This is a genomic window from Streptomyces sp. TE5632 (assembly GCF_054061295.1).
Genome location: NZ_JBSSEA010000003.1, coordinates 5859456 through 5878461 on the forward strand (window position 1 = coordinate 5859456; position 19006 = coordinate 5878461).

Here is a 19006-nt window from a genome sequence, read left to right on the forward strand (position 1 = left end):
CTCGCCGGCCATCACCGCGACGGCCTCGAACCGTCTTTTGGGGGCACCACCTTGCCTATGAGCTCGACTGCCCGGCGGTGGATTGCCAGTTCCGCCTCCAGTTCGGCGATCCGCCGTCGAGCAGCTACGAGTTCGGCCTGGTCCCCGCTGGTCGGGCCGGGCAGTTGCCCGGTGTCGATGAGGTGCTGACGGCGCCAGACGTAGATCGTCTGCATCACTGATGCCGAGGGCGTGGGCGGTCTGCCGGATCGGCCGGCCGGCTTCGACGAGATCGAGGACCTTGCGCCGGAACTCGGGAGGATAACTGCGGGGCAATGGAGCCTCCTTGAGTGTCTGGAGCATCATCTGTCCAGCAAGTTGACTCCACCAGACCCGGGGTACATCAGAGCCTCCATCAGACCCGGAGCAGTTCAGCGCCATCAGCGGCTTGAGCCTGATCGCCGACGGGCATGACGATGCCGCTGCCCCCGGACTCCCAGAAGGCCGGGCGGGCGAGGCTTCTGACCGTTAGATCTCGCCGCCGGTCGCGCGTCAACCTGTTTCAGCCCGGAAGTGTCTCAAGGCAGCATTGCTGCCTGGCCGCATGACGAGGGCGTCGGTCAGGCGGCAACGCACGGGTCGTCAGGGGCGGATAGCGATGATGGCTTCGGTGTGTACGAGTTCGTCGAAGACGCCGTCGGGGTTGAACTCGCTGAGCGCCTGGCGCAGGTCGCGTTCGAAGGCGTCCTTGTGGTCGCCGAGCTGGGTGGGGCTGGAGTAGCTGTAGGAGAACTGGAGGCCGACGACTTTGTTGAGGGTGCGGGTGACGGTGCGGTCCCAACGGGCGGTTTCGACGTTGGAGAACGGGGAGCGGGCCAACACGTCCTGGTGGCGTTCCTTGGGGTGGGAATAGGTGCCCGACCCGGCTCGGGGCTCGGGCCCGAGGTGGCGGGTGCGGACATCGGCGATGGCCTGGAGCCAGGGGGCGGTCTAGAGGTCGCCGGGGGCGCCGCCGGAGGCGAGGACGACGGCCCCGTTCGGCTCGATGAGCTGGTCGAGGTCGCGCAGGGTCTGGTTGCGATCCATCCAGTTTCTCTGAACTAACAACCTTGCCTCCAGTCGGGTGGCAGGGGAAACGTCACCGGGGTTGCTTCCTCACCTGTTCGTCTGTGAACTCGGTGCTGCTTGAGCGAGTCGTCATCGAGGATGATGAATGCCCAGTTCTCTGCCTCGGCCTCATCATGTCCTTCGGCAAGGATCTTCCGAGATTCCTGGCCGCGTGTCCGCAGAGGTGCTGTGACCTGGGCTGAACAGAGCGAAGATGTCCAGGGTTGCCGGTCAGCAAGCGGATCAGTCCCTCGGATGAGTGATCTGCAGCCGCGAGCCGTCGGGGGGACGTCGTCCGGGGGCCACCCCACCTCCTGCTCTTCGAGGCTGCTTGGCCCACCTGCCCCAACTCGCCTACTGAGAAGGTGCTTTGTGAATCAGGCGATCTCTTGGCAAACTTCTGGCCCCACGTGGTTCGGAACTACCCGAACCCCACGAGGACGAAGGTAGAGGTCGGATGGCTGAGATCGGACTGGCTGCGGCGATCGAGGAGCTGCGGCAGGAGTTGTATCAGGCCCAGGACCGAGGTAGCGGTGAACAGTTCTCCTTCCAGGTCGAGGAGGCTCAGCTGGAGCTTACGCTGGAGCTGCGCCATACCGGCCAGGCCGATGGGAAGTTGGAGTTCGGGGTGGTAAGGGGAGGAGTCGGGGGTTCGAGAGCCTCCGCCCGGACACACAAGCTGACGCTCAAGCTGAAGGTCAAGGACAGGGCAGCCGGCGGCTCGAGCCCTGAAATCTCGCACAACCAGTCCGGCTCGTGGGACGACGAGGACTGAGTTGGACGCGCGCAGGGTGGCGGACGTCCGCGGCGGCGTCGCGGACGGGTATCGGAGTCTCGGTTCTGGATACGTCATCGCGCCGAGGCTGGTATTGACGGCCCGGCACGTGGTTGTCCGGGAGGAGACACGCCTCGCATGGCCGCGCATCATCGTGCGCGTCGGCCACCCGAGGCCGGGCAGCCGGGTGGAGCATTCCGCGACGGTGGCGTGGGTCCATCCCGAGCGGGATGTGGCTGTTCTCCTGCTGCAGGAACCGGTGCCGGTGTCGGGCCAGGTACGTTGGGCACAACCCGTCGGAAGGAAGCCGCTGCTGTACGAGGGGATCGGTTTTCCGAAGGCAGCGGTCAAGGCTGACGGTCGGCGGCAGCCTGAGCACCTCCGCGGCAGCCTGCCTGTGCTGACCGGGGGCAACGGCCCGGGCAAGAACTATGCCCTGGACCAGGATGTGGCCCCGGCAGGGCCGGAGGACTTCGAGAAAGCCTGGGGGGGTGTTTCGGGCAGCGCGGTATTCTGCTACGACCATCTTGTCGGTGTGGCCATCCACGACGACGACGCCTTTGCGAACCGCAGGCTCCAAGCCTGCCCGGTCCACACCTTTGTGACCCATCCGGGATTCGTCGAGTTGATGGTGCGTCATGCGGACGTTCCCGTACTGAGAACCGTGTCTGCGGACGAGCAGCCGGACGCGCAAGCCGATTACGCCCTCGGTCTGCTGCTTCGTCTGTCGGAGGGCGCCGTCTCCGACGCGAACGTCGTGGCCAAGGGACCTGACGAGCAGTTGCTGACGCTCTCGGGCGGCATGTACGTGAGCCGCCAGGTCGAGGCGGATATCCTGCGCCGCCTGGACGAGGGGAAGGTCACTCTGGTCGTCGGCGAGGCAGGACACGGCAAGACCACGTTGCTATGGGGTCTGCATCATCAGTTGAACGCCCAAGGACGGCAGCCCGTGCTCGTTCGCGCCAGCGATCTGCTCGCAGGGCTGAGGCGGGAAGGTCAAAGCACGGCGGGAATCTCTCCACCGCAGCTGCACGCCGCACTGCCGGAACTGGCGCAGTCGCAGAAGCGCCCAGTCCTGCTCCTCGACACTCTCGACCTGCTCTTGCACAGTGACGACACCCGCACCGTGGTTGTCGAACTGCTGACCTCCCTAGTGCGGCTGCGTATTCCCACCGTGGTGACATGCCGTCCGGTGGAAGCCACCCTCCTGCGCACCACTGGTGTGGAGGACCAACTGCCCAACAGGCGCGTCAACCTGCTGTCGTACGACGATGAGGAATGCCGGGCCGCCGTGCATGCCTACAGTCGGCATTTCTACGCGGGGGTGCGGACTTTCACCGCGGACGAGGTGGCGAACAGCGTCCTCAACGCCGCCTCCCGCGGTAGAGCGCTGCGGGAGGTGTGTGCCAACCCCTTCGCGTTGCGGTTGCTGTTCGAGGTCTACGCTCCGGACAAGCCGGACGAGGACGTGGACACGCCACGGCTGTACGACGAGTACTGGCACAAGCGGATTCGCTCGGATCAGCGGGCATGGCGGCGTCCGGAGGAAGACCAGGACGTCGATCTGTCCGGGTTTGCCGAGTCGACCGCGCGGCTTTTGCTGGCCCTTGGTCGGCTTGACATTACTCGGCCGGAACTCGAAGCGCGCTTGCGGGACATGGAGGCCTCCGGTCCGGTGGGGGCCTCCGCCGCGATCGACCTCTTGCGGACCCGAGGTGTCTTCACCCTGCGCCAGCAAGTCAACCGACTGTGGTTCTTCCACCAGACGTTCTTCGAGCACGCGGCCGCGCGAGGCGTCCTGTCGTGCGGTGCCGAAGCGGTCCAAGAGCTACTGGAACGGGTGAAGCAGGACCCCGGCGACCTGTTCTTCGGCGAGGTGGCCTCCGAGGTGCTCCTCATGGCCGACCGCTGGTCCGCCTCGGGTTCTGATCCCCTTGCCGGCCTGCTCGGCCCCTGGCTGGCCTCAGACCGTCCAGCGCTGGTGAGCCTGGCTCTGCCGGTATATGCGAAGCTCAAGCATCCCGACGCCGAGCTGGTCACCCTCGGACGCGCCACCCTCGAGAGTGCCGAACCCAACGACGTCCGCCGGTTTCTCACCATGCTGCCCTCGGTAGTGCACCCCGATCCGGTACGGCCCTTCGGGGACCTTGCGGTCATCTGGAACCGTCCAGACAGCCAGCAGCTTGCCCTGCGCAGACCGCTTCTGGAGGCACTGATCCGTCTCACCGCTACGAACGCTACGGAGGCGTGGCGGTTCATTCAGGACCACGCATGCCTGGACTGGTTACGGGAGCGGCCCGTCGACAACAGGGGATACAACGAGTACCCGTACACGGCCGTCCTCTCGGCCGTCGCCGCAGCCGACCCGGAGACTGTGCTGGACGAAGCGCTCGGCTTCGCGGAGCGGCTTGCCGAGGCCGGCAACGGCGGTGGGCTGACGGACCTGACATTGGGCATTATCGGCTGGTGTCGCACCCCCCGGCTCGCCCGACGCGCGGCCAAGGGAGTGCTGAGCGCATTAGAGCGGCTGAACCCGAAGATGACCAGTCTCGACCTGGAACGTGCTTATGCTCGCCTGTTCCTTGTCACCAGACCCAAGTCCGCCGACGCAGCGTCGGCCGTCGTGGAGACCTTCGAGGCCGACCAGAACCGCGGGGCGAGCCCGCTGAGTCGCCGCGCGGTACTGCGGGGATGGGCCGCAGCCGTCATGCAGGCCGACGAGGTGCACGTGTCCGACTTCCTGAGTGCATGCCTCTCTACCCGGAGGCCGCACCAACAGGTCGCGGTCTGCAACGCGGTTCTCACCGAGGCGCTTATCGGTCAGCCGGAGCGCTTCACGCGCACGCCGTTGGCCGCACCAGTGTGGGGCACTGACGAGAACGTCACTGTCTCTCCCCTCACCGCTCAAGTCGTCATTCGGTGCAAGGAGGCCCTGGGGGCCCTACCCTGCCCGCACAAGGATCCGGACGGGGCCAAGACAACCCCATGGCTGATGCGCAGGGCACTTCAGGACGCCGACCTGCCAGACACGGTGCTGCGCGATCTGCTTCCGGTCGTACCGGAGGAGGCAGCCGAACGCTACTGGCTGACCTCGGACGCGTGCTGTGTGTTCCTGGTGGATGCGGCGGCTGGCGGTCACCCTCAGGCAGAGCACATGCTGCATACGTTCCTCACCGACCCGGACGCCCGCCGACGTGTCACCGCGCTGACCAACGGAAAGGACAGCGTCACCCGGATCGGAGGAGAGCTGCAGCGCAAGGTCACCACGCACCCGCACCTCATCGACGACCTGCTCCCCTACGCGGACAGCACTAATCAGCCCGACCTCGTACAGCAGGCCGTCACGAAGGTTCAGAAGGCGGATCGGTCGACAGCTCAGGCGTGGTTCACGTCGGCTCAGTGGTCGCGCCTGGTCGACTACCGCACGCGCTTGGTAGAGCATGCCCTGCCGCACATCCGACGCCAGGGCTACATGCTCTGGAGCGCGCTTCTCGATGTTGGGGTCGATGTCCATCCTCAAGTCACCGAGATCACGGACGCCCTTAGGGCCGCGGCCGCGCAGGACCTGCGAGAGGCCCTGCTCGGGCTGGCCGGGGACACGGTCCGTGCACGGCGATGGGGCCCGGAATCAGTACCCCTGGTGCATCAAGCACTCCAGCCAATCATCGACGAGGGTGCTCGTCGGCGCGCGGCGGGGACAATCAAGGGGAAGGCCATCGCCCAGGAGGCGACGGCCAGGCGGGTGATGGCCCAGACGTACGCAAACCTCGGGGACCTGGACGACGCCTACGACGTAGCCGAAGTCCTCCTGTCCCTGGCAACCGACTCCGGGTACGACGTCGCAGACGAGGCACAGCGAGGGTTCTTGAGCAGGATCATGGAGCCCTACGGCTTCCTCATCGAGAGGATGACGGACCACAACGCCTCCTGGGCGGCGGAGCTACTGGTCATGGCCGCCGAAGCGCTGCAGGAGATCCAGCGGGACGGAGCCAAGTGGAAGCGGGAGATTGCCCGGACCTGGACTGGTACGGTCCTCCGGCTCACCGAGGGGCTGAAGGAGGCCGAACGGCAGGCCCTCGCCCGCACATTGATGACGGAGCCGACCCTGGCCACTTCAGTGCTGGTGGAGACGGTGGACAAGGCGGAGACTACGCCAGCGTGGGTGCGCAGCCTCCTTGACGATCCTGCGGTTCCCGGCGAGGTACGGACAAGACTGCACGGCACCTTGCTGCTGCACTCACGGCAGGGGCACGCTTATTCGGGCTGGCCCGAACTTCTGCGGTACCGCGTGCGGTGATTCAGACCAGACGATCCGGCGGGCCTGCCGCCCTACTGTCCTCCTCCTTGAGGAGGACAGTAGGAGCGAGCATGCTCAGACACCTGTTTGACTAGGCTCCTCGGGGGCGCTGCTGGTAGCAGCGACCTGCTGGTCGTTCGCATCAGTGAGAAGCCGTTGGTCAGTGGGGTCGAGTGGCGATGATGGCCTCGGTCCGTACGAGTTTGTCGAAGGTGCCGGCGGAGTTGAATGCGGTGAGGGCCTAGCGGAGGCGCGCTCGAAGGCGTCCTTGTGATCGCCGAGCTGGGCGGGACTGCTGTAGCTGTAGGAGAACTGGAGGCCGATCACGGAGTCCAGGTCGTGGGTGACAGTGCGGTCCCAGCGGGCGACGAGTAATTGTCAAGAGTTGTGGGTGGGGAGCCAAATGCGTCCGTCGATGAGATCGATAGCCTGCCTCCATGGTTGCGGACGAGGGGGCCGAGCACATCAGTACCTATCTTGAGGACCAGGGCTGGGGTGCGACGCGTGCCTGGGTCGAGAAGGGGCTGTCCGAGGCAGAACGCATCGAGGATGTCGCGCGGTTGCGTGGCGGCTGGACGTCGGAAATGCGCCGTCTGGACATCTGCGGGCGGGGCGGTCGCCGGTCGCTGGTCCTGCGGTCTTTCGTCAAGCCCTTCTACGTTCGCCACGCGGAGGGCCTGCTGACCCGCGAGGCAGCCGTTCTGCGCCTGCTCGGCGGCACGGACGTGCCCGCGGCCAGGCTGGTGGCCGTGGACGCGACAGCGCAGTACTGCGACCATCCGTCCTTGCTGATGACCCTGTTGCCCGGGACCGTGCGCCTGGGCGATGAGGGGGCCGACCGGCGTGCCGAACTGCTGGCCCACCAGTTGCTGCGCATCCACCGGCTGCCAGTGACCGCCGAGGCACGGCCGCGCGCGTATCAGGCGTGGACCTCTCCCGAGCGGGTGAGCCCGCCCGAAGACACCGATCGGCCCGAGCTGTGGCAACGGGCCGTGGACGTGATCCGCCGCGAGCCCCCGGAGTACCGGGCCTGCTTCCTGCACCGGGACTTCCATCCCGGCAATGTCCTCTTCACGGGCGACGGCGACGGTCTGCAAATCAGCGGCGTCGTCGACTGGGTGGAGACCTCCTGGGGGCCGGCCGACCTGGACGTGGCCCACTGCTCGACGGCCCTGGCTCTGCTGCACGGGGTTTCCGCGGGCATGGACTTCGCCGACCGCTACGTCGCGGCGGGAGGGACGCTGGCCGAAGATCGCGCCGCCCATCTCTACTGGCGCCTGCTGGACGCCTTGGCCTTCGCCCCGGACGCCGAGAAGGTCGCCGTCCCGTGGCGCGAGGTGGGCCGTGCCGATCTGACTCCCACCCGGCTGACCAGGCGGCTGGAGGGATACCTCCAGGCCCTCTTCGCGCGCTACGCCTGAAGCCGGATCGACGGCCTGCGAGCGAGGAGGCCCTGGCTAGCGGGCCTGTCATGCTGCGAGTTGTTCAGGGCGTTCGACGAGCCGGCCGCGTTCGAAGCGGGCGCCGGCCCGGACGAGGACGACGAGGTGGGGCGCGTTCACCGCCCGCCACCGGGCCTGGGCGGACTCGACCAGCTTGAAAACCATCGCCAGGGCGGCGGTGCGGGAGCCGACCCCGCGGGTGACCTTGGTCCGCAGCCGGACCGTGGCGAACGTGGACTCGATCGGATTCGTGGTCCGCAGATGGATCCAGTGCTCGGCCGGGAAGTCGTAGAACGCCAGCAGTTGCCCCTGGTCGTCGGTGATCTTCTTGACGGCCTTGGGGAACTTCGCGCCGTAGAGCTGCACGAACGTTTTGATCGCCGCCTCGGCGTGCTGCTTGTCCTCGGCGCTGTAGATGTCCTGGAGGGCCTTCTTCGCGCCCGGCTGCGCGGACTTCGGCAGGGAGTCGAGCGCATTTGCGGTTTTGTGAACCCAGCACCTCTGCTCGCGGGTGGTGGGGAACACCTCCGCGAGGACCTTCCAGAAGCCCGAGGCACCATCCCCGACCGCGAGCACCGGGGCGCGCATGCCCCGGCGGGCGCAGTCCCGCATCAGGTCGGCCCACGACTCACCGGACTCGCGGTAGCCGTCCTTGAGCGCGACCAGTTCCTTGGAGCCGTCGGCGCGGACCCCGATGAGCACCAGGATGCAGGCTTTGGCCTCCTCCAGGCGGACGTTGAGGTGGATGCCGTCGGCCCACATGTACACGTAGTCGACCTCCGCGAGGTCGCGGTCCATGAACGCGGCGTGGTCGGCCTGCTACTGCTGCGTCAGCCGGGTGACCGTCGCCGGAGAGAGCCCGGCGGAGGAGCCGAGGAACTGCTCCAGGGCGGGCACGAAGTCGCCGGACGACAGTCAGTGCAGGTAGAGCAGCGGCAGCACCTCGCTGATCTTCGGCGACTTGCGGCACCACGGCGGCAGAATCACGGAGGAGAACCGCTTGCGCTCGCCGGTGGCCCCGTCGACGCGCTTGTCGTTCACCCGCGGCGCCTTCACCTCGACCGCGCCGGCCGCGGTGGTGACCTGCCGGGGCTGGTGGTAGCCGTTGCGGACCACGAGTCAACGGCCGGTCTCGTCCCGCTGATCGGCCAACTCGGCGATATACGCGTTGACTTCGGCCTCCAGGGCGGCGGCGAGCATCCTCCTCGCTCCCTCGCGGACGATCTCGTCGATCAGGAAGCCGTTGGCGGTGGTGCCGTCGTCGTTGACTACGCTGAGCACGGGCGTGCCTTCCCGGCCGGTGCTGCGAACACCGGCCTACTCGATGACCATCAGTCGATCACTCGGGAAGGTACGCCCTTCGCGTGCTCCCCGAGTTCGATCCACGGGTCTTGAGCATGGCTCCCTGGTGGGCGTTCCCGGCGCTGTGGGCGCCGCGTGCACCCGGCGGAGGGGCCGTTCTCCATCACCTGGTGAACCGGGGGAGGAGCGTGTGGCCACCGGCTTGTCGAGCTCGTACACGACGACGATGTCGCTCATGCCTTTACCGTAGGCCGAGGGGTCGATCCGCCCGCAGCCTCGAGCCGGGTGGCTGTGACCGGCTGTCGCGCCTGGCCCGCGAACGGCGGCTACCCGGGCCTGTCCACCGGGCTGAGCCTGGCCACCTCGAACTCCACCCGGACCTCGTCGGCCAGCCGCAACGCGCCCAAGAACGCGGTGTAGGGCTTGATTGCCCAGGCGGACTGCGTGACGGTCGCCCAGCCGCGCACCGGCCCGCCGTCATTCCCCCTCCCGTGCACGGTCGCCGGGTGGGTCCGGCCTTTGATGGTGAGCTCCCCCCGTGATCTCGAAGGACTGCGGGGTTCCCGTGATGCGGGTGGAACGGAAGGTGATCGTGGGGTGCTCCGCGATGTTCAGCAGGGCCTTGTCCGCCAGCGTCCGTTTGATCTCGGCCCGGTCGGCATCGGTGAGCGCCCTCAGCCCGCCCGTTCCCTCCCGGACCTCCAGCGAGCCCGTCTCGACCGTCACACTCACCGACGACCTGTCCGGGGCGCCGACGGCCACCACGGCCTCCCCGGACCATCGGGTGGCCTCGATGGTGAGGTCGTGTCCCGCCCTGCGGCCCAGCCCGGCGCGGCCGGTCTTGATCAAGAGGCGGCCGGTCGACGGCCCGAGCCGGTACGTTCCGTCAGTCAGCTCACAGCGCCCAGGCTACGGGCGGACACGGCTGGGGCCGTCGATGCGGTCCAGTCGGCGTGTCCCCCCCATGGGGCGAGACGATGTCGCAAAGGAGCCGGATACCCGGTGTGGGGCGCGGAAAGCCGTCGCTGCTGCCGGGCCGCGGAGCGGTACTCGTTGACGCCGCTGAGGACACGGGTGCGCAGGAGTCTGCGCGTATCGAAGGCGTGCACGGTGGCGAGCTGTCGGACCGAGTCGGGTGGCAGCTGACGGCGGGCCCGAGGGGGCCGATGCGCGGTGTGGTGCTCCGGGTAGGTGACCCGGACCTGTCGGGCGGGAGCCTCGCCCCTGAGGAGGACGTGATCGAGGGCCTCACGCCGGATGCTGCCGATGCTCCTCCCGCCGTGGGCGGCCCTCCGCAGCGCTCGCGGCGCGCTCTGGGGGATATCTCCGTCTCGTCGGCTGCGAAGACCGCGTCGAAGGCCTCGCCCTACTGGTCATCGCGGTCGCGCGGCAGGAAGCGCCGGAATCTCGGCGCGTGCCCGGGCCGGCGGCGAGGATGCGTGCCGGGTGAACGGCCCAGGCCTGGGCCGGATGGGCGGTGACGCCGGTGATGGGCAACCGGTGGGTGCCGTGCTCGCCGAACGCCGGCGCGTAGAGCCTGCTGCCCGGCGCGGTGTCGCTGGGCGGGAAGGCGCGGGCGGTGATCCCTTCGGCCTGGGTGGTGAGGACCTCGCGCCGGGTAGGGCCAAAGCGGCGCGGGGCCGGGCCAACGTTCGCGGCGTGGAGGATTCCCCGGACCGGCCAGGCGGTGATGGGGCGGTCGCGCCGGGCCGGCTCGCCCTGGATCCTCCGGTGCCCCCAGCGGGGGTTCTCCCGCGCCAGACGCGAAATGAGCTTTTTGATCGTCTTCCTGGGCGGCGGCCGTCCGGTTCGCGGGCGCCGCCTGCTGTGGTCTCCCTGGGCGGCGCTGCACCGGCGGTGCCGGGCCAGGAGCGTGCCGGGGGTGACCGGGAAGACCGGGCGCCCAAGGCCGCCGGGTTATCAGCCCGGAGGGCGGCGCACCAGAACCGGTGCGCGGGCGCGTAGCGGAGCGAGCCCTTCACCTGCCGGCGCGGCACCGCGTTCTCGTGCCGCGGCACGAGCGGCTGCGTCCTTGGAGGCGTCGCGGCGCAGCAGCCCCGCCGGGACGGACGGCGGCTTCCGGGTCACCTGGTACACCAGCGAAACGATCACGCAGAAAGGGAGCCGGTCGGCGCCGCATTGCCGCCCTCGCCTGCAGCGATGACTTTCCGAGCCCCACAGGCTCCGCAGCACCGGCCACCACCCGCATGATCGCCTGATAGTCCTCGGGCAGGACGCCCTGGTCCATGCCGTCCTCACGCAGCGGGACCAGCAGCAGGCCGCCCGCTCCCGGCGTGGTCATCCGCTCCAGCTCGGCATCCATGGCCGGATCATCCGCCTCACCCGCGCGTTCGGCCTCGATGAACTGGCCGATCACCACCTCTGCGGCCTCCGGCCGGGCCACCTCGGCCTCGGTCTCGGCCAGTTCCTTGCGCAGCTGTTCCACGCGGTCGGCCAGCGCGATGCGCCGCTGCATCACCCACGTCAGCACCTCGGCCACCAACAGATTCCTCCCACCCGCGAACTCCCCATGTTCTGATGAAACGGCTTCAGTGTGAGATGACCCCCACTGGGTACCGGTGGCCCTTGTACGACGGCGGCGTACTGCCCACGGACAACCCCCTCCACCATGATCAACCCAAAGACCATCCCACCCGGTCAGCCAACGTGACAGTGCCCGTCACCGTCCTCGGAGTCACGGACATCGCGGTGTGCGGAAACTCCGCCTGCGGTGCGATGACCGTCCTGGCCGAGGGCCACGACCTGCCCGGCACCCCAGCGATCGCCGACTGGCTGCGCCACGCGGACGCCTCCGAGGCCCGTACCACCGCAGCCCCGGTCGGCGGCGAGAAGGCGGCCGCCCTGGTACCGGAGAACGTCACCACCCAGCTCGCCAACCTGGCCACACGCCCCTCGGTTGGTCTATGCGCTGGCGCACAACACGGCTACCCTGCACGGCTGGGTCTACGATATCCCCACCGGCACCGTCGAAGAAGCTGGCGCCCTTGGCATCGCTGTGGCGGCCTGGCCGCACGACCTGATCCCCGAGCACCGGTCCCGGATCACCCACCACCCCGCAAGCTCGCCGCCCCGCCCTCCTGCGGACCAGCACATCGGATAAGGGAAACCTCCCATGGTGCACGCTCAGTTCGACCCCACCGCCCGCCAGCAGCTGGCCATCGCTGCGGTTGAGGCCAAGACCCGCCGGGATGTGTCCTGGCAGCAGATCGCGGACGCCGCGGGCCTGTCGGTCACCTTCGTCACCGCCGCCATTCTGGGCCAGCACGCCCTGCCCGTCGACGCCGCGAAGGCCGTCGCCGAGCTACTGGGCCTGGACGACGACGCGGTGATGCTGCTCCAGACCATCCCCACCCGCGGCTCGATCGGGGACAGTGTTCCGACCGACCCGACGATTTACCGCTTCTACGAGATACTCCAGGTCTACGGCACCACCCTCAAGGCCCTGGTGCACGAGCAGTTCGGTGACGGCATCATCTCCGCGATCAATTTCAAGCTGGATGTGAAGAAGGTCGCCGACCCCGAGGGCGGCGAGCGGGCGGTCATCACTCTGGACGGCAAGTACCTGCCCTACAAGCCCTTCTGACCCTCCCCGGGGCGGGGGCCGGAACCTCCAGGCTCCCGCCCCCCGCCCCCGTCTTCCCGCGAGATGCCCAGATGCCGCGCGCGCCCGGATCGGCATCTGCTCAGCCCGGTGCAGCCGCCGGATCTCTGCCCAGTCCTCCACGAGAATCGCCTTCCCTCCTGACCTTGACCACCAAGGGCGGAGTCAGACGAAGATCATCAAGTGGGTCACCTTTGATCCGCCGTCAGAGGGTCAGCATTCGGGTTCTGGATCACTTTCCGTCCTGGGGCCACGGAAGGTCGCCACAACCGCGATCATGAGCGGTCGTGGCGGCGCTGTTACGTTGTTGAGTGTGTGAGTGCCTGATGGTGTGGCGGGGGTGGTGGGGTCGGGTTCCGCTCCGGACTCAGGCCGTGGTGGGCCGGCCGGCGACGCCGGTGACCTGGTCCCAGAGGGCGAAGCACATGGTCATCTCGGCGCGGTGGTCGGGGGCGGTTATCAGGTGGCGGCGGGCCCGGAAGTGGGATGGGATGCCGCTGAACGCGGCCAGGAACCGCTGGACTCCGCCGACGCTGCAAAGCCCTTCATGGCGCGTTCGCGCTGCCGGGTGGGCTGGTGGGAGTTCTCGGCCCGGTGGTTCGGGCCCTGGTGGGAGCGGTGTTCCACGGAGGGCATGACCTCGCGGTGGGCGGCGCGGTAGGAGCGCGGCTGGTCGGTGATGACCACCCGCGGCACCGAGCGGGTCTTCTGGAGCAGGTTGCGGAAGAACCGCCGGGCTGCAGTGGTGTCCCGCCGGTTCTGTATGAGGATGTCCAGGACGGTGCCGTCGGCGTCGACGGCCCGCGGCCAGGATTTTCTGCAGGTGGCCGGTCCGCTGCCGCCGGGGGTGCCGCGCTTTCCCTTCCCCCGCACATAGGTCGCCACCAGGGCCTCCCGGAAAGCCTCGCGCCGCAGCGCGTCCGCGACGATCGATGCCACCTGCGCCCGGCTGGCCCCGGCATCGCCGGCATGGGAGGTCGAAGCCGGCGCCGAGGGCCAGGGGGTGATCTGCACCCACCGGCTGGGGACATAGCGGACCGTGTGCGCATCCGGCGTCCCGTCCGCATACCTCATCGCGTTCTCGCTCCACCGGCCGTCCAGTGCCTGCAGGACGGCATCGGGCAGCAGGCGCGTGGCCATCTCCCGGTCCACCGCGTCCGCCCGGTCTTGTCTGTTCACGTTCCGCCCCCAGATCCTCTCTACCGCATGCCTCTGCGGCCCGCACCTGCTGCGCAGGGCGAGGACCAGAAAACACGGTGCTGCCCTCACCCGCCGCGCTCCAGCGCGGACCGCGGGCGGCGGCCCGGCGGGGGAGTCCGGGAGCCGGTGGGCGAGCCGAGGCGCTCGCAGACCCCGCCGAACTCGGGCAGCGCAACCCCCACTCCCCCTCCAGGGCGGGGAAGAACTTCTTGGCCTGGAGGGGGAGTGGGGGTTGCGCTGCCAGGTGTGTCCGAGACCGTCGGCCAGGACTCGGCGGACCAGGCGCCGCCCGAGGCCCTGACGGTGGCGATCGGAGTCGACGGAGATTTTGTTGATGCTGCCGGTGCGGCAGGCGTCGCACACCCCCCTTACCAGACGGCCGATGTCGTACCCGTCTCGGTCGAACATCCGCAGGTTGTGGTCTCCGGTCGGGTGCCATGGCGGCCAGTACAGGAACCGCACGTCCCGGCGCCGGGTGGTCAGCAGGATCCAGCGCCACCGCAGCGGCGAGAGGGGACGCGGGAACGGGCGGTGTCACCGGCTGCTCCTCCAAGATCGGAGTGGGAGACATGAGACGCCGGGCTGCGGTGTGCGCGGCCGTGTCCGCGTCCGGTTCGGTGCTTGTCCACGGCACGGCCCTGGCCTGTCCCTACGGGAGAACCGGCGCGGCGGTCCAGAGCTTTCCCGGCGACCGCCTTCGCGTGCGGGACGCCGGGAACGCGTACCGAGGCCTGCGGAGAGGGGCGTCCAGTAGTCCAGATCGTCATCATCGCCCTTTGTGAAGCCGAGGGCTGAGGGCTGAGGGCTGAGGGCTGCGGGGCGGACCGCGCTCGCCGGTACCGCGCCAGGCCGGCCACCACGGGAACGGCCGCTCGGGCCGAGAACTGTGGCCACCTCCTCAAGGCCACTCAACATCCCACCTCATCTGCGGAAACGCCGTAAGTCACCGGCATTGCAGGTCCGGGCCGCTTTCCGCAGGGGGCGGTCCGGGCAGAGGGCGGCGCGGCATATTCGTCTCACGGCCGACATCGAGATCGACGACAGCACCAGGCCGCCCTCCAGACCCTGGCGGACGACGCCGGGTTGCCCCTGGAGGCCTACCTTGCCCGGGTGGCCGAGGAGAAGCAGCGCGAGCGCGCACTGGCGGCCGGTGCCGAGGCTTCCGCCGTGTGACCGGCGATCCGGCAACCGTCGCCGCGTTCGACGCCGCGTTCGGCGGTCCGGCCCGGCACGCTCCGCGGGCGGCCTGACCTGTGCCTGGGGAGTATTACGTCGACTACCGGTGATTCCTGGAGCGACAGGAAGAGCTCCTGCCGGGAGACCTGCCCGTCAACGACTTCTCCGTGCTCGTCGGCATGGCCGCCCGCCACAAAGTTGATCCACCACGCCAGGACCAGCACCAGCCCGTCCCTTTCTGGCGCGCGGCCGTCTTCTTGGAGGAGTGCGTGGTGCTGCGCCCGCTCCCGGCCCGCAACGAGCTGTTCGGCTACGGATTGGCCGTCGCCTACCTGGAAATGCACGGGGAGCGGGCGGACACCAAGTTCGAGGTCTGGTGTGAGCTGATCACCGAGGTCCGCGCCCTGGAACTCGATTCGTACGGCATCGCCGAGCGGCTTCGGTCCCTGCGGCTTCCCTGACTGCTTCGGCTCGGGTGCCGAGCGCTTCGGTCGGCGAGCTCGTGGTCCACGACCCGGACGGCAAAGTGACCGGCGCGGTCCTGCTGCCACTGGACCAGGCGAAGTCCGTCCTGGCGTCCTCCAGCGCGACCCGACCCGAGATCGAACCCCTACTGGACTACCTCGACAGCCTCAGCGCCGGCCGCGTGTGGTCCTACCGGGACGACCAGCCCATCGAATAGCCGCACCCGGGCACCGGCCCCGGGAGCAGGGAGTCTCAGCGCCGGCGGCCGCCCCGCCCGGCGGGGCCGCCATCCGCCGGACTCGAAGGCGGGAGCCGGCCGACCGCGCGATTCGTGCCCTGTGATTGGCTGGCCATCGGGGAGGCCGGCGGCCCGTTCGGGCAGCGGGCGAAGGGCCTCGGACGGGCTCCGCTTCGTATGGTGCCTGTCCGAGGACGCCAGCGGGCGACGACAGGCCGGGCGTGTGCCGCCCTGCCGCGCGGCAGAAAGCGACGGCTGAGCGCGGTGGTGTGTCTTCACCCGTGCCCCCCCACACACACCCGTCGCCGTTCTCGCACCGCGCCGTTCGTCGCGCTCACCGGCTGTCCTTGGCGGTGTCGCGGCGCGGCCGGTTCGGCTCCCTGCCGATCTGCGCGGTGACCTGCCTGATCTCCCTTTCGCTGTAGGCGGTGCGCACCCCGGAGAAGCTGAATCCGGCAGCGCGGGCGAGTTCCGCCAGCCCGTAGGGGCGGCTGCCGTGGACCTCCCGGCCGTAGGCCAGCAGCTGGCGGATCTGAGCGTCGACGGCCTCCTTCTGCGCCTTCAGGTCCTCGAGCGCCAGCAGTAAAGGGTCGACCTGCTGGTCGTCGCTGGCGGCCTCCAGGGGGAGGGCGCCCCTCTGGCGCTGCTCGACGGCCTGTTCGCAGGCGTCGTCGTAGCAGTCCTCGGGGGTGACGGTGCCCGGCTCGGGCAACGGGTTGCGCAGGGCGGCCAGCTCTTCAATCGTATGCATGCTTGTGGTGGTCGCAAAACATTGCGCTGATCGCAATACCTGGGTGGGGGGTCGGGCGTCCTGGTCGCCGCGCTGGATCCGCGCCCCGGGACGGCCCCCGCTATCCAGGGGCATGATCGCCGGTAAGGCATATGAGGCAACAGGCCGTTGCCCCTACATGCCTCACAAGCCTCCGAGGGCTCACGAGGTAATCCAGCGATTGCGGGCGAGATGCTCGTGAACCGGGGCACATCAAGGCGCCCTCCGGCGAGCTGAGCATGTAATCAGGCGTGACGGCTCGGTCTACCTGACCGGACCTTCATCTTCTCCTGGCTGTTCGTCAGGCATGTCCAGAACGGCCTCTCGGGCGTACCGAGGGCTCCCCGGGGTTGGGGCCACCCTAGGGGCCATGAGTTCGGTGAGGAGCCTGCTCGGGTCATCCGTGGATAGCGCCAGGCCCAGGCTCTGCACGATGCGCAGAGCACAGTCCCGGATGGCCTGAGCGTCATTCTCGGGCGCCGCCGTGCTCCTGATCTCGTCACACACTCGGCTGAACTGCTCAGCGCTGATCGTTGGCCGACTTACCGGTTGCGCCATGGTGCGCTCCTCCTGGAAGAGCGGGCCGTTCCACCCGCTCTTCCAGGAAGCGCTGAGCACACCCCGACGGCAACTGGAGAGAGCCAGCGCGCAGGCGCTCGACCAGAGCCGCTCAGCGTTGGCACGCGCTCGAGGTGCGCCGTCACAGGACACCGGTGTCTCGCGGACGTGACCTGGAGCCCAGCGACAACAGGAGGTGCGGAGCCGGCGTGTCATCCGTGCGGGCGGTGTTCGTCGGCAGTGGTTCCGGCCCGTGGGCCGCCTTTCGGGCGGCACGACCAGGTGTGATCGGCGTCCTACGTGCGGCTGCGAGCGGGAGGCAGGATTATGCGGATGGCGGGTCATGATGAGTTGTCATTGCGGATGGGAGGGGCGTCCGCGCGCTGGACGACCGCGCTGTCCGCGACGGTCGCGGTCGCGGCGGGGGTTGCGGCAGGCCTCGGTGTGCCGGACGCCGAGAAGTGGGGGTCCTTTCCGGGACCGTGGGTGTGGGGGCCGTCGGGTACGCACTCGGGGTGCTCAGGCGCCGGGTGGAGGCGGGCCCGGACGGGCTGCGGATCCGCGCAATGCTGCGTTGGCGGCGGCTGGAGTGGGACGAGGTCCTCCGCTTGGAGAACCTGCCGATAGCTGCCGACCCCCGAGCCCGCAGCGGCCCCCGGCAGCGTGTCGCGGCCATGCTGCGCGACGGCGCTGTCGCCTGGCTGCCGGTGCCGTACGTCGGCGCCGCGGAGGTGCGGTCCTTCGAGGAGCAGGCGGCCCAGCTGCGCGCACTGCGCCGCCGCTACTCGCGCGGTACCTCGGCGCAGTAGTTGCGGGCCTTCGGCATCGCCGTGTTCGTCACCGTCGCCTGACTGCGCTCTCTCGGTTTGGTGTCAGTGGATGGCGTGTCGGTGGTGGGTTTCCGTGGTGGTGTCCGGACGCGCTGGTCAGCGAACTGGGAATCGGCCTTGCCGCAGGTGTTGCCACTGTTGTGAGATGAGAGGGCGTTTACGTAGGCTTATTCCCGAATGCGGCTTCTATCTCCACACCCCTTTGAGGATTTTCATCTGTTAGATGATGAATGCCCTCCCTCCGGCCACAAGGTCGAGTGCCCGCCTCATCCGCTTTCGCCTTCGGAAGTCCGTCTGGTTTGAAAATGATGCAGAACCGCCCGGCAGCCGGCGGAACCGAATCCTCCGGCATGCTCGTGCTCGCGTTGGACGGTGAGCGAGCGGAAGCCGTACCCCAGCGACCTGTCCGACGCCCGGTGGGCCCTGATCGAGCCGACGCTGACGGCCTGGAGAAAGGCCCGGCTCGACCGCAGACCGACCGGACAGCCGGCCAAGGTCGACCTGCGCGAGGTGTTCAACGCGCTCCGCTACGTCAACCGCACGGGAATCTTCTGGAAATACCTCCCGCACGACTTCCCGAACCACGGCACCGTCCATGCCTACTACGCCGCGTGGCGTGATGAGGGAATCTTCGCCCAGCTCAACTATGACCTCACCGGCCTGGCCCGGGTGAAGGAGGGGCGCAAGCCCGAACCGACCGCCTCCGTGATCGACACCCAGAGCGTGAAGACCTCCACCAACGCGCCCCTGACCAGCCAGGGAACGGACGCCGCCAAGAGGATCGTCGGGAGGAAGCGCGGCATCCTCACCGACACGCTCGGGCTCCTCCTCGTCGCGATCGTCACCACCGCGAGCCTCTCCGAAAACGTCGTGGGAACACGCCTCCTCGACCAGGCCAAGGAAACGTACCCGACCATCACGAAAAGCTGGGTCGACGCCGGCTTCAAGAACGCCGTGGTCGAGCACGGAGCGCGGCTCGGAATCGATGTCGAAGTCGTCAACAGAAATCCCGGAGTCCGCGGCTTCCATGTCGTCAAAAGGCGCTGGGTGGTGGAGCGGAGTATCGGTTGGATCATGATGCACCGCCGCCTCGCCCGCGACTACGAGACCCTCGCCGCCAGCTCCGAAGCCATGATCCACATCGCCTCGATCGACAACCTCGCCAAGCGCATGACGGATGAGACGACACCAACCTGGCGAGGAACCTACTAGGTCATAAGCGGCAATCCGTCCACGCTAAACGCCC

The 19006-nt window shown here is 68.6% G+C and carries 14 protein-coding genes and 4 pseudogenes; 10 read left to right on the forward strand and 8 right to left on the reverse strand.

Going from position 1 to position 19006, the window contains the following annotated elements:
* Positions 1–11: 11 nt before the first annotated feature.
* Positions 12–215 (reverse strand): hypothetical protein, encoded by a 204-nt coding sequence (locus ACVW19_RS31915; RefSeq protein WP_457463861.1) that lies wholly within the window; start codon positions 213–215, stop codon positions 12–14.
* A gap of 406 nt (positions 216–621) precedes the next feature.
* Positions 622–861: a hypothetical protein gene (locus ACVW19_RS31920; RefSeq protein ID WP_457463863.1), complete on the reverse strand. Its 240-nt coding sequence runs from the start codon at positions 859–861 to the stop codon at positions 622–624.
* Positions 862–1543: 682 nt separating this feature from the next.
* Here ACVW19_RS31920 and ACVW19_RS31925 point away from each other — a divergent pair.
* The 3 genes from ACVW19_RS31925 to ACVW19_RS31935 all read left to right on the forward strand — a co-directional run bounded on the left by ACVW19_RS31925 (position 1544) and on the right by ACVW19_RS31935 (position 7579).
* Positions 1544–1861 (forward strand): trypco2 family protein, encoded by a 318-nt coding sequence (locus ACVW19_RS31925; protein WP_457463865.1) that lies wholly within the window; start codon positions 1544–1546, stop codon positions 1859–1861.
* 1 nt (position 1862) lies between these two features.
* A complete protein-coding gene (locus ACVW19_RS31930) occupies positions 1863–6158 on the forward strand; it encodes a trypsin-like serine protease (protein WP_457463867.1) in 4296 nt (1431 codons plus the stop codon).
* 437 nt (positions 6159–6595) lie between these two features.
* On the forward strand, positions 6596–7579 hold the full coding sequence (locus tag ACVW19_RS31935; protein WP_457463869.1) for a phosphotransferase family protein: 984 nt from the start codon (positions 6596–6598) through the stop codon (positions 7577–7579).
* Positions 7580–7627: 48 nt separating this feature from the next.
* Here the strand turns inward: ACVW19_RS31935 and ACVW19_RS31940 are convergent.
* Positions 7628–8881: pseudogene (locus ACVW19_RS31940) on the reverse strand (IS256 family transposase).
* A 306-nt stretch (positions 8882–9187) separates the two neighbouring features.
* Here ACVW19_RS31940 and ACVW19_RS31945 point away from each other — a divergent pair.
* Positions 9188–9322: a hypothetical protein gene (locus ACVW19_RS31945; RefSeq protein ID WP_457464912.1), complete on the forward strand. Its 135-nt coding sequence runs from the start codon at positions 9188–9190 to the stop codon at positions 9320–9322.
* Here the strand turns inward: ACVW19_RS31945 and ACVW19_RS31950 are convergent.
* The 3 genes and pseudogenes from ACVW19_RS31950 to ACVW19_RS31960 all read right to left on the reverse strand — a co-directional run.
* Positions 9322–9399: pseudogene (locus tag ACVW19_RS31950) on the reverse strand (YceI family protein); the annotation flags it as partial. The gene ACVW19_RS31945 and the pseudogene ACVW19_RS31950 sit on opposite strands and share 1 nt — an antisense overlap.
* A complete protein-coding gene (locus ACVW19_RS31955) occupies positions 9380–9751 on the reverse strand; it encodes a YceI family protein (RefSeq protein WP_457463871.1) in 372 nt (123 codons plus the stop codon). The pseudogene ACVW19_RS31950 and the gene ACVW19_RS31955, both read right to left, overlap by 20 nt.
* Before the next feature lie 1129 nt (positions 9752–10880).
* The gene (locus ACVW19_RS31960; protein WP_457463873.1) at positions 10881–11402 is read right to left on the reverse strand and encodes a hypothetical protein; all 522 of its coding nucleotides are present in this window, start codon (positions 11400–11402) and stop codon (positions 10881–10883) included.
* Positions 11403–11560: 158 nt separating this feature from the next.
* Between ACVW19_RS31960 and ACVW19_RS31965 the strand changes: the two are divergent.
* Together ACVW19_RS31965 and cynS are read left to right on the forward strand one after the other, a co-directional pair.
* A pseudogene (locus ACVW19_RS31965) lies at positions 11561–11924 on the forward strand (carbonic anhydrase); the annotation flags it as partial.
* A gap of 111 nt (positions 11925–12035) precedes the next feature.
* Complete coding sequence (gene cynS, locus ACVW19_RS31970) at positions 12036–12506, forward strand: cyanase (RefSeq protein WP_457463875.1); 471 nt, start codon at positions 12036–12038, stop codon at positions 12504–12506.
* Positions 12507–12891: 385 nt separating this feature from the next.
* On the opposite strand, the pseudogene ACVW19_RS31975 reads toward cynS, so the two are convergent.
* Positions 12892–14132: pseudogene (locus ACVW19_RS31975) on the reverse strand (IS6 family transposase).
* 935 nt (positions 14133–15067) lie between these two features.
* Here ACVW19_RS31975 and ACVW19_RS31980 point away from each other — a divergent pair.
* Both ACVW19_RS31980 and ACVW19_RS31985 read left to right on the forward strand, forming a co-directional pair.
* Positions 15068–15361 (forward strand): toxin Doc, encoded by a 294-nt coding sequence (locus tag ACVW19_RS31980; RefSeq protein ID WP_457463877.1) that lies wholly within the window; start codon positions 15068–15070, stop codon positions 15359–15361.
* Positions 15362–15375: 14 nt separating this feature from the next.
* On the forward strand, positions 15376–15582 hold the full coding sequence (locus ACVW19_RS31985; protein WP_457463879.1) for a hypothetical protein: 207 nt from the start codon (positions 15376–15378) through the stop codon (positions 15580–15582).
* Positions 15583–15937: 355 nt separating this feature from the next.
* Here ACVW19_RS31985 and ACVW19_RS31990 read toward each other — a convergent pair whose 3' ends face one another.
* A complete protein-coding gene (locus ACVW19_RS31990) occupies positions 15938–16354 on the reverse strand; it encodes a hypothetical protein (RefSeq protein WP_457463881.1) in 417 nt (138 codons plus the stop codon).
* Positions 16355–17418: 1064 nt separating this feature from the next.
* Here ACVW19_RS31990 and ACVW19_RS31995 point away from each other — a divergent pair.
* Complete coding sequence (locus tag ACVW19_RS31995) at positions 17419–17739, forward strand: hypothetical protein (RefSeq protein WP_457463882.1); 321 nt, start codon at positions 17419–17421, stop codon at positions 17737–17739.
* 393 nt (positions 17740–18132) lie between these two features.
* A complete protein-coding gene (locus ACVW19_RS32000; protein ID WP_457463884.1) occupies positions 18133–18972 on the forward strand; it encodes an IS5 family transposase in 840 nt (279 codons plus the stop codon).
* Positions 18973–19006: the final 34 nt, after the last annotated feature.

What these genes read in the sequence shown, in the direction of transcription:
- ACVW19_RS31915 (WP_457463861.1), bottom strand. Translation starts at nt 215, where the DNA reads ATGCAGACGATCTACGTCTGGCGCCGTCAGCACCTCATCGACACCGGG.
- ACVW19_RS31925 (WP_457463865.1), top strand. Translation starts at nt 1,544, where the DNA reads ATGGCTGAGATCGGACTGGCTGCGGCGATCGAGGAGCTGCGGCAGGAG.
- ACVW19_RS31935 (WP_457463869.1), top strand. Translation starts at nt 6,596, where the DNA reads ATGGTTGCGGACGAGGGGGCCGAGCACATCAGTACCTATCTTGAGGAC.
- cynS (WP_457463875.1), top strand. Translation starts at nt 12,036, where the DNA reads ATGGTGCACGCTCAGTTCGACCCCACCGCCCGCCAGCAGCTGGCCATC.
- ACVW19_RS31990 (WP_457463881.1), bottom strand. Translation starts at nt 16,354, where the DNA reads ATGCATACGATTGAAGAGCTGGCCGCCCTGCGCAACCCGTTGCCCGAG.